This is a genomic window from Fontibacillus forbon (genome assembly GCF_046559655.1).
In the GTDB taxonomy this organism is placed as follows: Bacteria; Bacillota; Bacilli; order Paenibacillales; family Paenibacillaceae; genus Fontibacillus.
Map to the genome: position 1 here is coordinate 359,662 of NZ_JBKGFV010000004.1, position 16,404 is coordinate 376,065.

General features: G+C 50.5%; 9 protein-coding genes. 3 read left to right on the plus strand and 6 right to left on the minus strand.

From position 1 onward, the window contains the following. Positions 1–4 precede the first annotated feature (4 nt). The gene (locus tag ACLB09_RS17410) at positions 5–5,263 is read right to left on the minus strand and encodes an alpha-amylase family glycosyl hydrolase (RefSeq protein WP_410771128.1); all 5,259 of its coding nucleotides are present in this window, start codon (positions 5,261–5,263) and stop codon (positions 5–7) included. A gap of 460 nt (positions 5,264–5,723) precedes the next feature. Between ACLB09_RS17410 and ACLB09_RS17415 the strand changes: the two genes are divergently transcribed. The 3 genes from ACLB09_RS17415 (at position 5,724) to ACLB09_RS17425 (ending at position 9,951) form a co-directional block, all read left to right on the plus strand. Next, a complete protein-coding gene (locus ACLB09_RS17415) occupies positions 5,724–6,758 on the plus strand; it encodes a LacI family DNA-binding transcriptional regulator (RefSeq protein ID WP_410771129.1) in 1,035 nt (344 codons plus the stop codon). 89 nt (positions 6,759–6,847) lie between these two features. Next, complete coding sequence (gene pgmB, locus ACLB09_RS17420) at positions 6,848–7,507, plus strand: beta-phosphoglucomutase (protein ID WP_410771130.1); 660 nt, start codon at positions 6,848–6,850, stop codon at positions 7,505–7,507. A gap of 125 nt (positions 7,508–7,632) precedes the next feature. Next, the gene (locus ACLB09_RS17425) at positions 7,633–9,951 is read left to right on the plus strand and encodes a glycoside hydrolase family 65 protein (RefSeq protein ID WP_410771131.1); all 2,319 of its coding nucleotides are present in this window, start codon (positions 7,633–7,635) and stop codon (positions 9,949–9,951) included. Between the two features lie 124 nt (positions 9,952–10,075). Here the strand turns inward: ACLB09_RS17425 and ACLB09_RS17430 are convergent, their stop codons facing one another. The 5 genes from ACLB09_RS17430 to ACLB09_RS17450 are packed head-to-tail and all read right to left on the minus strand — an operon-like array spanning position 10,076 to position 16,330. After that, positions 10,076–11,437, minus strand: a complete 1,362-nt coding sequence (locus ACLB09_RS17430; protein ID WP_410771132.1) for an MATE family efflux transporter — start codon at positions 11,435–11,437, stop codon at positions 10,076–10,078. A gap of 19 nt (positions 11,438–11,456) precedes the next feature. Beyond that, positions 11,457–12,116, minus strand: coding sequence for a RibD family protein (locus ACLB09_RS17435; RefSeq protein ID WP_410771133.1), 660 nt, complete (start codon positions 12,114–12,116; stop codon positions 11,457–11,459). A 29-nt stretch (positions 12,117–12,145) separates the two neighbouring features. Further along, positions 12,146–13,282: a sugar ABC transporter substrate-binding protein gene (locus tag ACLB09_RS17440; RefSeq protein ID WP_410771134.1), complete on the minus strand. Its 1,137-nt coding sequence runs from the start codon at positions 13,280–13,282 to the stop codon at positions 12,146–12,148. A 22-nt stretch (positions 13,283–13,304) separates the two neighbouring features. Beyond that, a complete protein-coding gene (locus ACLB09_RS17445) occupies positions 13,305–15,257 on the minus strand; it encodes an alpha-amylase family protein (protein ID WP_410771135.1) in 1,953 nt (650 codons plus the stop codon). Positions 15,258–15,289: 32 nt separating this feature from the next. After that, positions 15,290–16,330, minus strand: a complete 1,041-nt coding sequence (locus ACLB09_RS17450) for a zinc-dependent alcohol dehydrogenase (RefSeq protein WP_410771136.1) — start codon at positions 16,328–16,330, stop codon at positions 15,290–15,292. Positions 16,331–16,404: the final 74 nt, after the last annotated feature.

The following is a 16,404-nucleotide window of genomic DNA, read 5'->3' on the forward strand; positions in this document are numbered from 1 at the left end:
AAAATTATAATTCCGCTTTCTCCATGAAATGGATCAGCACGGCCGCTACCTGTTCGCGCGTGGATGTCGCTCCAGGTTCAAACGCGTTATTCCCCATCCCATTAATAATTCCCAATGCTTTTGCTGCCTTGATGCTATCCACGGCATAAGAAGATGCCTCGCCCAGGTCGGAGAAACCGGCATCGACGGCCCCGGCGACTTCACTTGCCGTTTGCCCGGTCACATGAGCATACGCCTTCATCAGGATTGTCGCCATTTGTTCTCTGCTTATCGTCTGATTACCGCGGAACGTGCCGTCCTCGTACCCCGTTACGATTCCCAGCCGGTTCAACTCCGCGACATAGCCGGCATAATAGCTGTCTTGGGCGACATCGCTAAGGTTGAAATGCCTACCTTCGGCATCGAGTCCCAAGGTCCGCCCCAGGAACGCCGCGAATTCTCCGCGGGTCACGCTGCCCTTCGGGTTAAACCGTTCGGCATCCACCCCGGAAGCGATATGTCTCGCCGCAAGCAGTTCAACATACTCCTTGGCCCAGCCGCTCGTCACGTCGCTGAACGTTTTGTTGTATTCCATGACCACAAAACTAGCCAATTGGTCACTCAGGAAAGTAATGCTGTTGCCGTCCCATTTTCCGCCTACGTATACCACGGACCCGTCTTCGTTGACCGCATAGACTCCTGCCTTGTTCTTGTCCCCAATTCCCCTCAAGGCCGCTTCGTCCAGAGTCAGCGTTATTTTAACTTTGGTCCCAAGGTTTACTTCAACGGCTTGTTTGTCGGCTCCCATACTGGAAATTTTGAAATCATGAATGTTTCCAGCCGGAGCATATGCCCCGTCCTTGGCGATGATTTTGCCTTTCAGTTTTTCCGCCGTTTCGGTACTCGGCGCTTCTTTGCTGAATACGATTTTTCCGTCCGCATGAATCGAGGCAGCCGGAATGCTCCCGACAGGAAGTTCGATCGTAACCTCAGGGAATGCGAGTTGAAGAGCGGCCTTTTGCTCCGCGGCCTTGGCAACTGCGCTTCCCGGGATCACGAGCTCAGCTGCTTCTCCCGCAGCTACCCCGGAGACTTGAATGATTACCGCTTTCTTGCTGTTCACGGCTGCCGCAATGGCTTTCTCCAAATCGGCCGCGTTCACTTCTGCCGTCTTACGGCCGTTCTCGCCGGCTTTAGCCGTTACCTTCACGGATTCGGAAGTTGCCGGAGTTGGTGCCGTGGTGCTTGGAACAACGGAAGATCCCGAGGATCCCGAGTCAGGATTCGATGGTCCCGGAGGAGTTACCGGGCTCGAAACCGCGGCCAGCACGATCGTCCCTCCGTCCAGACTGGACGGCAGAGTTAACGTCACTTTACCGTCACTGTCTGCCTGCACCGTTTGATTGCCGTACTGCTCAACCCATTTCGTATTTTTGTAGCCCGGTACCGTAAAAGAAATTTGCTGTGCAGTGGTTTTGGTATTAATACCGACGACTACGCTCTTGCCTTGGTACGTCCGGGTAAACACATCATATCCGTCCATGTCGGAGCCCCCGATTTGCGCACGGGTCCCTTTGGAGAATATCTGCGAATAGCTGTCGCGAATATGCAGCATTTTCTTATAGTGTTCGTAAATATGGCTGTAAGTCGGGTCGTTCAATCCGTCCCAGTTGAAATCGTACCGGTTTTCGCTAAACTCTCCTTTGGACATATCCCCGGCGTTCATGCCGGACTGTCCTACTTCTTCGCCATAATAGATGACGGGTTGGCCCTTGGCCGTAATTTGCAAGGAAGCCGCAATCTTATGTTGAGCCTGCAAGCCCTTCAATACCTCTGCGTCCAGAGTTCCGTCCTTGAATTTTTGACGATCTCCCTCCGGCACCAAGCTTGCCAGGAATCCGTTCTCGTCATGGCTGCTCAGGAACTGGCCGAGCGTGGCCGCATTATCGATTTTTCCGTTGCGGTCCTGAAGCTTCCGTTCGGCGGACTGAATTCCGCCTTTGACGAATTCGCTCGCAATTCCTTTAAACGCGAAATCAAGCTCGGAATCCATCGTGCCCGTACGCAGAAAACCGCCGTCATTATCCACGCTTGCGCCGAAGTTTTCCCCGATCATTTTGAAGGCCGGATTGATTTCGGTCATCCGGTTTTTGAAAGCCATCCAGGTTGCATTCTCCACATGTTTGATCGTATCTACGCGGAAATAGTCGATCGTGTTGCCGCTAGCGGTCTTGGACTTCTCGATCCAGTCGGATTGCCATTCGATAATTTGCTCGCGCACCGCGGGATCTTCCGTTTTGAAGTCGGGAAGACCGGCTACTTTGTTCTTAATTACGGGATCCTCGTTGGTATCCCGCAGCATTCCGGTGAATACTCCGCGCTCAGTCTCTGTAGGAAGATTACTTAAACCGCTCCAGTTTGGACTCAACTGATCCATGCCATAGCCGGTATGGTTCAAGACAACGTCAACCATCACCTTGATGCCATTGTCATGAGCGGTATCCAAGAGTTTCTGGAAATCTGCCAAATCCCCGAGATGCTCGTCGATTTCAGTAAAGTCTTTTGCCCAATAGCCGTGGTAAGCATATTGATTGCTGTTAAAATCGACTCCCTTGTTAAAGTCGATATTATCTACGATCGGCGTAATCCAGATCGTGTTGATGCCGAGATCTTTCAGATATCCGATCTTTTCGGTAACGCCTTTAAAATCCCCGCCGTGATAGGTTTCCGCGTGGCTGAGGTCGTAACTCTCCTCGTTCGGATCATCGTTGCCGGTATCCCCGTTCAAGAATCGATCCGTCAGCATGAAATAGATTCGTGCCTCATCCCAGTCGAAATCGTCTTTTCCGACCGATTGCCGCGTTTTGACGGTTACGGAGGCAGCATGCGTATATTTATTGCCATACACGTCTACTACCGTTACGGGAATGTTCTTCATGCCTGTCGGAACCGAATCTTTTACCGCGATCGTCAAAGCTTGGAGGCCATTGTCGATCACCGTCTCCGTTTTACCGCCCAATGCGGACAGATCGGCATAAATGCTGCGGATTTCATCATCTGCAATCCCTGCCAAGTTTAAAGAGAGCACCGAGTTTTCATTGTAGGAAATCTCGGCCGGCATAGTTTCGGATTGAATGGACGGGTGCAGCACCTTGTACGTGATCCGTGATTTCCCGTCCGCTGTATTTTTCGGATCAAGCACTTCCTCGGTAATTCCGCCTTTGGTTACAAGGTAAGAATACTCGAAGGTGCCTTCTTCCAGGTTCCGCAGCGTGTAGGTAAACCTTTCGTCTTCCCGGCTGTAATCCATCGGATATTCATTGCCGTTGATTTTCAGTTTCACGCTTTCGATGCTGTCCATTTCATTCAGTTTGAATAATCCGAAATCCCGATAATAGAAGGTGGCATTGCCGTCTTCCAAGAACGGTGCCGTTGTCCCGGGCAAGGTACGGAATGCCCCTTTCCCCGCATCGACAACCACTTTGGTCAGCACTTCGCTGCCGGTTTGAATCTCCCGGTCATAGTCCTGGTCGATCAATGCCCAACCATCGCTTCCTTCTCTTTTGTGGATCTTGAATCCGATTTTGCCCACTTCGGAAGTGATCGGAATGATGACGGTCGATTTGTTGCCGTCGACCTGGCCGGCCGCAAAGGAGAAATCCTTATCTTTGTATCCGGTATACCATGTCCACACGCTCCAATCGTTAAAATCGGCGTCGTCTTTGACATAAGTAAACTGAATCCGGCGATATTTTTCATCCTTCAATTTTTCTAAATCCGGCTTTTCATAAAATACTTCGCTGATTCCTTGAACGATCCAGACTTCGACGTTCTTGCCCTCTTTGATCCGCACCGTCCGCTCGGCATCTTGGTCGGCCCATTCATTATCGGCTGTAGATAGCCTTGGGATCACCCCAATTTGCTTGTACGGAAAATAATAAGTTCCCTGGGCATACCCCTCTGGCGTTTGGTTAAAATCACCTCGCTTACTCTTTCCTTCGTCCGGTTTTACGGGAAACATCCATAAGTTCCACTGATCGGCCGTTTCGTCAAAACGGTAGTAGTTAATGGTGTAAGCATTCAAATTATCCACCAGATTGACCGTTGCTTCGGTTGTGTACTTGTCATAAGCCGCTACGATCGTAACTTGACCCGAAGCCGTACCCGGTTCGACGGTTAGAATATTTTGTTGAATCGCCACCCCGGATACCGGATTCTTCAAAGACCAGGTTGGCGTAACCTCTGCATAATTGCCTTCGGTATCCAATAGCCTGGCTGCAAGTTCCAATTCTCCGCCAATGGCGACGTTTTCATCGGATTCGATCACGATGCCGGGCACGATCGCTACCGAATTCGGCGGGTTTCCGCCCGATTTTCTCGGATTCAACGGATCCAGGAAATCCCCGCTCCAGCTGCCTTGATTCGGAATGAATTTATATTCGTAGATGCCGGCTGAGAGAGGAATAGTAAGGCTGTAAACTCCATCCTTCAAAATTAATGCCTCGGCCGTTTTTTCGTTCCAGCCATTCATTTGTCCTACCAGATGGGCCGAGGTCACCCCGGATGGAAGTTTATCCTCGGGTATGTTAAACGTCACCGTCCCGTCATTGTTAATAGCCGGGCTCTTCAGTGCATTTTCGGTCACCTTTACCGTTTTGACGATTTTCCAAGGCTCATGCTTGGCCTCAATCTCAATATTGCCGGTGTCGGCATTAGCCGCAACGCTAAGTTTACCTGTGGTACTGTCGAAGGAAACTCCGTTCAGCCCCTTGGTTAACGTAAGCTGTACCGGATCTTTGGTATCGCGATCACCCGTAAAATAGACCGCATCGATCACCGTGGATTCCCCTAATCCGATTTCCGAAGGCGGTGATTGGTTAAACTTGATTCCCGGAACGGATAATCCGGGATTGCCGCCATTCTTGACCGGATTCAGCGGATCGCCCTTCCAGCCATCCACATCCAGCCCGTATTGGTACCAGCCCGCTTCAATTTCTCGAGTCAGGGTCCATACGTTGCCCTCTGCCAAAGTTAGGGGGATTTCCTCCCAGTTGTTAAAGAAGTCGCCCTTAACTATAGCCTTCTGCTCCAGCCCGGTCCCCTGATAATTGAACGTCACCTGCGTTCCGGTTGCACTTCCTTCTCCGATAACCGGACTGGCGAGTCCGGAGCTACTTACGGTCGGATCATCCGCTCGCGCTTGGGTGAGAAAACTGCCGAATGAGCCGACAATCAGGACAAAAATGAGCAGCCGGGAAACCCAGCCCTTCAATCTTTTGTGCATTTCGCTTAGACCTCCTAAATGAATGTTCACTGCAGGTAATCAAATCTTTGCATGCAAAAAAAGACTGTGCGAATAGGCCTCCTTTCCGATTCGAAATTTGCGCAAACGTTTGACTAAAAATGTATAATAAGTCTGTTGCCGTCTAAGGAGTACACCCAGCCAGGAAAGCGCTTTTATATTTCTCATTATATTATCTTAAGCGCTTCCAAATGTTAAAACGTTTGCACGATTGATATTTAGAAGATTTTATCCCTAAATCCACTGTTTACTTTATAAAACTCAGGATTACTCTTAATTACTTATTATTTCAAGATTAAAGTAAAAATCTCTCAATCATTCCCATCCCTAGGTGAAAATGCGCAATATATGACACCCTTTCGCGGCTTTATCTATTTACTTTCCGTTATGTTTAGATTAATATTACAATGTAAAGCAAACGGTTCCACAGAGGAGGTTTTTTATGGCTGTTACCATAAAAGATGTTGCCAAAAAGGCCGGAGTATCACCCTCTACCGTGTCCCGGGTGCTGTCCAATCATCCAAGAATAAGCGCCGAAACTTCGAGAAAAGTAAAGGACATTATGGATCAGCTTGGATACCATCCGAATATCATGGCAAAGAGCCTGGTATCCAAAACTACCAACAGTATTTGCATCATGTTGCCGAAGTCTGCCGAAGAATTGTTTTCCAACTTCTTCTTTATGGAGTTAATTCGCGGAATTGTCACACAAGCGAGCCGCTTAGGTTATGATGTGCTGATCAGTTCGGGAGCCAACGAGAAGGAAGAGGTTGAAGGCGTATCCAGACTGATTAATGGACGCCGGGTAGACGGAGTGATTTTACTTTATTCGAGGCAAGACGACCCAGTTATCGATTTTCTGCACGAGAACGGTCATCATTTTGTTCTAATCGGACGAAGTGAACAATATCCCGATATTTTATCGGTGGATAATGACAACGTTCAAGCATCCTATGATGCCACGAAGCATTTGATTTCTTTGGGACATGAACGGATCGGGTTCGTCAGCGGACCTCCCGACCTGGTCGTTTCCAAGGATCGGCTAAAGGGTTATCTGGATGCATTGCATGATTCTGGACTTGAAATGCGACCTGAATGGATTGTTGAAGGGGAATTTCTGCAGGATAGCGGCTATCGGGCCATGTCTTTCTTTATGAATTTGCCCAACCGTCCTACGGGCCTGGTCCTGATCGACGACGTCGTATCATTCGGCGTGTTGCGTGGCCTGCATGAGCTCAAATACAAAGTCCCCGAAGATTTATGTTTGGTCAGTTTCAACAATATTCCTTTGTCTGAATTGTCGACACCACCGCTCAGCAGCATTGATATCGGAATTTACAATTTGGGATATACCGCTTCCCAGGTTCTGATCCAGTCGATTCAAAACAACAGCGACAAGTCCTATCAGAAGCGGCAAATCATTCCGCACCGGTTGATGGTTCGTGAGTCTTCCATGTATTCGATATCGAAAAAATAAGGGCGGGACACAAAAAATAATCGAAGCGCTGGCTTCTTTTATTTTTTGCAATTTGTTCAAACGTTTGCGCTATTGGAGGAGGAGAGGTTATGACCTCAATTAAAGCATGTTTATTCGACCTGGACGGTGTGCTCGTCGACACCGCCAAATATCATTATCTTGCCTGGAAGCGCCTCGCCGAAGAGTTGGGCTTCGAATTTACGGAGCAGGATAACGAACGGCTGAAAGGCGTAAGCCGGATGGCTTCGCTTGATATTCTGCTGAGCGTCGGCGGAATTGAGTTGGAAGAAGCAACAAAACTGGAGCTCGCTGAGCGCAAAAACAACTGGTATTTCGAAATGATCACCAAAATGGATGATTCCGAAATTCTGCCGGGAGCGCTTGATTTTCTGAAGGATTGCCGGGAGAATGGCTTGAAAGTCGCCCTGGGCTCCGCCAGTAAAAACGCCATGACGATTCTGAACAATACGGGACTCACACCGTATTTTGACGCCATCATCGACGGCACCCGCACAACCAGCGCGAAGCCCGACCCCGAAGTATTTACGCTCGGAGCTTCCGAACTGGGCGTTCCGCCGGAACAATGCGTCGTCTTTGAAGACGCGGAAGCCGGAGTCGAAGCGGCTAGTCGGGCCGGGATGCGCAGCGTTGGCATCGGATCCCCGAGCACGCTGGGCAAAGCCAATCTCGTTGTCGCCTCGCTTGGAGAGATGACGGTAACGCGTCTGCAAGAGATTGCATCCGTATAACGGGGGGATACTAACGATCAACCAGGCATCAATGATCATGCGCAAGAGAACGGACATTCTTTTTTAGCAATCCTATTCATATAACCTTATTCACTAGAATTACTTTAAGAAGGAGCCGGTAAATCGTGAAACAATATTTAAAAATGGATGAATGGTCTATCATCGAGGAATCCTTTGACCCTGCTACGCACGAAATTTCCGAAAGTATATTCAGTATCGGTAACGGATTTATGGGCCAGCGGGCTAATTTCGAAGAGCAATACAGCGGTAAATCCCTTCAGGGAAGCTATATGGCCGGGGTCTATTATCCCGATAAAACCCGCGTAGGCTGGTGGAAAAACGGATATCCGGAATATTTCGCGAAAGTTCTTAACAGTACGAACTGGATCGGAATCAACGTGCTCATTAACGGCGAATCGCTGGATCTGGCCAAATGCGAGGTCAAAGATTTCGTGCGTGAACTGAACATGAAGGAAGGCTACCTTTCCCGCCGTTTTGTCGCTGTAATGGAGAACGGTAAAGAGGTTCAGGTGGAATCCGTCCGCTTCGTCAGCATGAAACGCCGGGAAATCGGAGCTATCCGCTACTCGGTTACCCCGGTCAATTTTTCCGGAACCATCCGCGTCGTGCCTTACCTGGACGGAGACGTCCAGAACAAGGACTCCAACTATGACGAGAAGTTCTGGCTGGAGGTAGAAAAATCGGCGGCACCCGAGATCTCCTACCTAACCTTAAAAACCAAAAAACTCGATTTTCACGTTACGTCCGTTATGTCATTCGATGTATATAAAAACGGCGAGAAGCTGGAGTTCGAAGCCTCCGTTTCCGAACGCGAAAAATACGTTTCCGCGGAAGCCGCTTTTGAAGTCGAACAAGGCGCTACGCTTACTCTCTACAAATACGTAGCCAACGTGACTTCCCGCAATCACGGATTAGGGCAGCTTGTGGAAGCAGGCAAAAAGGCGTTGCTTGAAGCGCATGCGGCCGGTTTCGACAGCCTGCGTCAAGAACAGGCCGATGCCTGGGCCGAAAAATGGAAAGGCAGCGACATCATTATTGAAGGCGACGTCTCTGCTCAGCAAGGAATCCGCTTTAACATTTTCCAACTGAATCAAACTTACACCGGAGAAGACGATCGTCTGAACATCGGGCCGAAGGGCTTCACGGGCGAAAAATACGGCGGCAGCACCTACTGGGATACCGAAGCCTACTGCGTACCGTTCTATCTGAGCACCGCGGATTCGGGCATTGCCCGCAACTTGCTGATTTACCGTTACAAGCACCTGGAAAAAGCGAAGGAGAACACCAAGAAGCTCGGCTTTACCAAAGGCGCGCTTTATCCGATGGTTACTATGAACGGCGAAGAATGCCATAACGAATGGGAGATCACTTTTGAGGAGATTCACCGGAACGGTGCTATCGCCTACGCGATTTACAACTATGTAAATTACACCGGAGATAAATCCTATCTGAGCCAATACGGCCTGGAAGTGCTTGCGGAAATCTCCCGCTTCTGGGAAGAACGCGTCAACTTCTCCAGCGTAAAAGGCAAATACGTGATGCTCGGCGTAACCGGCCCGAACGAATACGAGAACAACGTCAACAACAACTGGTATACCAACCGGATTGCTTGCTGGACGATGGAGTATACGCTGGAAGTGCTCGATTATTTGAAAAAGAACGAAAACGCCCGCTATCTCGAGCTGATCGACAAATTGACGCTGACGAACGAAGAAACCGCCAAATGGCAGCACATCATCGACAATATGTACTATCCGGTCGACGAAGAGCGCGGAGTCTTCCTGCAGCAGGACGGCTTCCTCGACAAGGATCTGGTTCCGGTCAAAGACCTGGCGCCGGAAAACTTGCCGATCAACCAGAACTGGTCCTGGGACCGGATCCTGCGTTCCTGCTACATTAAACAAGCGGACGTGTTGCAAGGCCTGTTCTTCCTGAGCGACAGATACGATCTCGAAACGAAAAAACGGAACTTCGACTTTTATGAACCGTTGACCGTTCACGAGTCCTCCCTGTCCCCTTGCGTGCACTCCATTATGGCCTGTGAGCTCGGCTATCAGGAGAAGGCGTATGAAATGTACCTGCGCACCGCGCGTCTGGATCTGGACAACTACAATAACGATACCGAAGACGGCTGCCACACCACAAGCATGGCGGGAACCTGGATGGCCGTCATCCAAGGGTTCGCCGGCTTGCGCGTGAAAGATGACGAACTGGTGCTTCAGCCGTTTATCCCTTCGCACTGGAAATCCTTCTCGTTCAATGTGATGTTCCGCGGAGCAACGTTGAAAGTGAACGTTGGCGAAGACAGCATCACCGTGACGAACGAAACCGACACGCCGGCCGCGATCCGGATCTATGACCGCAGCTATACGGTCAGCGCCCACGGCGAAATCCAGGCGCAAAGATCTTCGGTGACGATCTAAGCAATAATGATATAAAAGGCAGGACCTGCATAATAACGCGGGTCCTGCCTTTTTTAATAGCTACTTAGTCAAAAAATTCAAAATCAATTGTGCGCTTCTTTCACGCTCTTCAGAGCCCACGGGCTTATGCCGCGATATCGCCAACCAGGTTTTTAATCCACTTGCGCGACCGGATCCGGGCCAAGCCGATAATTAGCCGAACAACCTCCTCCAGCGAAAGCACAAGATACACCAGGTAGACCGGTTGTTTGAAGACAAACGACAGCAACAGCCCTGACGGAACCCCGATCAGCCACGTTGCCGCGGATTCCATCGCGAACACGAACTTGCTGTCCCCGCCGCTGTTCAAAATTCCGCCGGCCATGATCATGTTTCCGACCTTGACCCATAAGAAAGCGGCAAATACCCAAACCAGGTAAATTCCCAAACGATGGGCTTCTCCTGAAATATTAAAGAAAGAAACATACCAAGGCGAAGCTGCCGCAATCACCAGGCCGACGACAACGGAAACGGAGATGCCCAATACGATGAACCGTTTGGCATACTGCATGGCCGTTTCTTCTTCCCCGGCTCCCAGCTTGTTGCCGACCATCACCCCGCCTGCACTGGCCAGGCCTGAAAGCAACCCGATACAGATGCCCTGCAACGGAAAGGTAATCGTCATGGCCGTCATTTCGGAGGTCCCCATCCGGCTGTAAATCATGGCATAGGCCGTCTCGCCCATCACCCAAATGAATTCGGTGAGGATGATGGGATAAGTCGTTTGAACGAACTTTCTCAGGAGAGGTCTGGGGACCTCGAACAGGCTGCCGAAATCGACCGAACCCGGAAGCCTGAACTTGTAGACCGCTCCAATGATCAACGCGCACTCCACGATTCGGGCGATTAACGTTGCGATAGCCGATCCTTTTAACCCCAATTCCGGAAAACCCCAATTCCCGAAGATCAGCAAATAATTCAACACGATGTTCAGACCTACCGTAAACAAGCTGACGAACATCGGCAATTTAACGTGCGTCGTGCTTCTTAAGATGGCGGAATACATCATAGTAAACATCGTCGGCACATAGCTCAGCGAGATGATCTGCAGAAAAATGTATCCCTCCCCCAAGATCCGCTCATCCGTCGTAAATAAGGACAGGCAAAGCTGGGGCTGAAAAAATACGAGCAACGTAAACAGAAACGACAATGCAAACCCGGCCATGAGGCCGATACCGAGCAATTGGGAGATACTCTTGCGGTCCTGTTTTCCCCAGAACTGGGCCGCATAGATCGAAACGCCGGCAGAAAGACCGGCCAGCACTACGGAAATGACTCCGTATATTTTCGTCGCCATTCCGACGGAAGCGATGGCCACATCGCCCAACTGTCCCACCATCAACTGGTCCGTGAGCGTGAGCAAAGACATGATCAGGCTTTGCAGCGTTACCGGAAGGGCAATTTTATATACGTTTTTGTAAAAATCCTTTTTTAACTCATCGCTCATTTAACCTGATCCTCCATATTCAAACCGCTTTTAAATAGCGCAGCAAGGTGTAATTATCCTTCGGCTCCACTTCGACCACCTTGAATTTTTTGGCAAAATCGAGCTTGGTGTATCCTTCTCCATCGACCAGCGTAATATTGGACGCCCCGCCGATAATGATCGGAAGCTGCATCAGTATGATCTCATCGACCAGGTCCTGATTGAAAACATGCCAATTCAGAAAGCCTCCGCCTTCCACCATCAGGCTGTTGATCCCGTACTTCTCCTCCAGCAGGGTGAACAATTGTCCGAAATCCACCTCGTCTTTCCCGCAAATCAGGCATTCCTTGCCCCGTTCCCGCAGCTGTTCGATCTTATGTTCATCCTTGCCGTTTTCCGTCGTTACAAGGAGGGTTTGGCCCCCATCCGTCAGCACGTTGCTATCCATCGGAATATCCATGGTTCTTGTGGGGATGATCCGCACCGGATTCTTATTCTCTTCATAACGGTTCGTCAAAAAGGGGTTATCCGTAGTGATCGTATTTTTCCCGACCATAATCCCGTCGACCTTTCCCCGAAATTTATGAATGTATTCCATATCCTGACCGTCAAAGAGACTGAACAAGGGTTTGCTGGACTGACCCGGACCCAATGTCAGTTTACCGTCGATTGAAATTTGGCTAAATACGCTCGTTTTCATGGATCATCCCTCATTCCTAATTTTATTGTTTACAAGACTCCCACAGACTGCTTAAATTGTTGATCCATCGCGCTCCAGGCAGCCTCCTCGCCTTCTTCCGCCAAGATTAGCAGACCGGCGCGGACCGCCTCCCAAACCGAAGCCATGGCCGGTTCAATCGGCATGGACCGGCTCTCTTCCAACAATGTCGTAAGTAATCCCCTATTAACGTCGGTCAAGTCTTTCAACTTCTCGCGTGCCTTGGAATGAACGGGAATCCGCTGAACCTCCGTCCCCCATTTCATTTGGCTCTCTGCACTTAGCATGAAGGCTGCAAAAGAAACAATCTCCTCCCTCAGCTCCGATTCCAGCGAATAGCCGGGAAAAACAAGGCCTATCGCCGAGGACATGGAAATGGAAGGACGCCCTTGAATGGAAGGAAGCCGGGCAACGCCTAGCCTTTTCTTCATATGCCGGTCCAGGTGATTATAGATCCACTCTCCGCAAATGATTGCACCGACTTCCCCGGCAATGAATCCCTCCAGCAATTCCGTCGAACCGTTCATGCTGGCCAAAAGGCCGCGGTCCATCCGGATTCGAACATATTGCAAGGACTGCTTCATCTCGCTCTTGGGAAGATAGGGGGTGCCTTCCAACATGGGCCAGCCTCCGAATGCCGTCAAAAAGGGGATGAACCAGTAAGGCTCCCGCAAATCGGCGGCGACGGGTATAATGCCTTTTTCCTTCAATCCGTCTCCAAGATCTTCGATCTCCTCCCAGGAGACTGGAGGCTCCGGATAAATTTCGCGATTGTAATACAGCACCAAATGATTTCCCGTAAGCACCGGCAAGCCATAGGCTATTCCTTCCGACCGCATGGACTGGAGAAAACCGGAGCCATGCGGGGCCACCAACGACAGCAACCCGTCCGGTACCCTGGAATACTTCGCTTTCTCCCCGAATCCGGCCATATCCGCTGGAACCAAGGCCATTTGGGGGGCTTCGCCTCCCTCGCCCACTTGGTTCAATCGGGTAACCAGCTCCGAAATATTCATCACTTCGGGAATAACCTGAATGTCATTTTGCCTGGAGTATTCGAGGCATAGACGTTCCAAGAGTTCAATGGAGGTATCTCCCGGTCCGTCGAATTCATGCCAAATCACCAGCTTCTTCGGATGTGATCCCATCTTTGCACCTGCCTCCGTGTCTTTATATTTTGATTTGGGGATGATAGAAAATCATGCCCTGATAGGGTTGAAGCAACGACTCGCCATGCCGGTCCGCTGCGGAAGGCAACCATGCCGGCTCCGAATCGGCCCGGCTGTCGATCAGGACCGTCCATCCTTCCGATGCGGGATATACGGCATCCAGTTTTACGGTTTGCGGTACTTCAGGACTTAAATTAAAGCAGCCGACAAGCAACTCGCCTCCGGACAAATAGGCGTAAAGCAGCACCTCGCCCTGGGCATCCGGTATAAAAAAATTACGGGGCTGCACCAGATAGTCCAGCTGGTTCTTGCATGAGTACAAGCGGTTCAGGAGGGGGATCATGGGCAGCGGATGAGTCCAGTTAATCGTTAACTTGTTGAAAAATGCCCGCGGGATATCCGCGCCTCCCGTATTGTCTCCAAGGCCGCAGTTCAGCGGCTGCTCTTCGTTCATCTCCATTCCCGTAGTCAAATAGGGAACGGCGTTCGGCAAAAAGCTGTTAAACACACTCATCATCCGTGCCAGCGGGATTCCTCCACGGCTGGTAATTCTCGGCGTATCCGCCGTTTCGGAACAGGCAAAGACGTGAATGGCCAGTTCCGGAAGTTCCTTAAGATAAGCCTGCAGCGACTCCACGGAAATATCCGTCATGATGTTCCAGCCGCTGCCCAGCATGATATTATAGCCGGTACTCGCCGCCTTTCGGTGGTTGCGGTTAAACAAATCTTCGCTGATCAGGATGGCGTTCGGCCTGATTTCCTTGATTCGCCGGAACATTTCCTCGAGAAGCGCCACGGGCAGAACATGACCGATGTCGATCCGAAACCCGTCGATGCCGTAAGTATGTAGGTTGAATTCAACGGCTTCCACCAGCATGTCCCACAATTCTTGATTCGGCTGAGATCCGGGGTACATATTGCATTTGATCGTGTCAAACAGCACGTACGGCGGTTGGCCGGGCTGTATCAGGTGCCGGACTTGCGGCGAAACGTCCTTGTACAGCCTATAAAAGGCGATATCCGTCCAGATCGGCTGAACGTCATTGATCCAGTCGGAATGTGCCGGCGCCGTCGTAATTCCCATTTCCGCCTCCACAAGGGAAAGCAGCGGCTCGCCGGATTGCCGGGCACGTTGCTTGAGGCACTGCCAAAGCAGCGGATTCAGTTCATTCGGCGGCGGGGAAAATTTGCCCAGAAACGAAGACGTTTCCGCGCTGCGATAGACGGTCTCCAGCTTGTCCGGCTTGCATTCTTCAAAGAACCCGAGTTCCGGAATGTGCGGCGGACGGAAACCGTCCAGATGTTCTTTGCCGATCCAGTACACCCAATCCGGATGCTCCTCAATAATTTCACTATCCCGGGCGGTCACCCGGGGGATAAAATCCACGACGACTTTCATGCCCAGCAGATGGCAAGCCTCAACGAGCGAGCCCATTTCGTCATGAATCGTAAATTCGGCGATACCGTCCAGCAAGGGATCGTGCAGCTCGGGATCAAGATCAAACAACGAATGAACCGCGTAGGGGGAACCGACATCGCCCTTCCAATGCATTTGGCTGTACCTTGTGACCGGAAGCAAATACAGTATATTTACGCCCATCTTCTTTAGCATCGGGAGCAAAATCATAAACCGCAAAAAGGTCCCCGATTGAATCCTTCCGTCATGGTTGTAGTCCCATGCCGCGGAATAACGGACCAGAGATGAATAAATGACGCTTCGATCCAGGTTTCTTCCCTCCGAGAAGGCGTGTGATTGTGATAATTGAAACAGGTAATTAAGATGATGCAAGAAAAAAGGTACGGGGTGAACTTCAATTTCATTATTTTTCGTGTTCAGGATATCCGGGTATCGGCATTCGTTCCAAACCGCCGGAATCCAGATCGGCGGCAGTTCTTCGCGCTGGCGGGAGGCCAGATAACGGTATATATGTCTCAATCCCTCTTGGCGTGCCATAGACAGCCATCCCCTTTCTTCAAAAATTCCGCTCAGAACGCGAACACGGTTTTCATCGTTTCGGACGGCAGCATATTACCCGTTGACAACTCATAGCCCAAAAGCTCGTGAATGGCCGTCTCATAATGTTTAAGCGGATAACGTTTCGTCACCAAAGACGCCAGATCGGGATGGTTTGCCGCAAATTGGAGCGCCGTTTCGAAGGTATTCAGATATTCTCCGGCTCCTATGATTTTGACGGCATTCTGAGTGTAATGAGTCGGAGTTAAAAGATATTGAAAACCTCCGTTAATGCCGAAGGGAACAATTCTTCCGCCTCGCTCTACCCATTGCTCCGCAAGACCCATTTGAGTTCCAACCGTATCGATGACAACATCATATTTCCCTGATTCCCGTAGCTGGAGGCCTGTCTCCCCTGTTAACTCCCCAGGTGTGATGACCTTCTCCGAAAACCGCCGAGAATACGACAACCGGTAAGGATTTATTTCCGTCGCCATGGTGATGCACCCCAGGGATCTGCTTACGATTTGACACAGCAGCCCCATCGGGCCGGATCCCAATATCAAAACCCGGTCTTCCCGGGTTACTTCGGCTTCCTTGAAATTATGCAGTACGCATGCAAGAGGCTCGACAAGGACCGCCGCCTCCCAACTCATGCCCTCCGGTAACTTGTGAACAAAAAATTCGTCGGTAACGAAATAAGGGGCAAACGTACCGGGAATATTCAGACCGGCGATCGGCATTCCTTGTCCATCCGAACCGATGCAGAGATGCAACTGCCCTTTCCGGCAGAACCGGCATTCTCCGCAGCTTTGATTAGGGTCGATCACGACCCGGTCCCCTACTTGAACCCGATTTACCGCAGCGCCAATGTCAACGACGGTCCCCACGGCTTCGTGGCCGCGAATCACGCCGGGAAGTCCCGGTTCCTTCCCGGAAATAACGGCAAGATCCGTACCGCAAATGCCGGTCAGTTCGACTTTTATCTTTACGTCTCCTGCCTTGCAACAAGACGGACCTTCCTGCTCGACAAGTTCCAATCGGCCATGCTCCGTCCATATCAATGCCTCCATTTTGAATTTCCCTCCTCTCACGTCATGATTCATTCAGGTTTGTTCAAACGTTTGCGCAAAACGCTTGAACACAT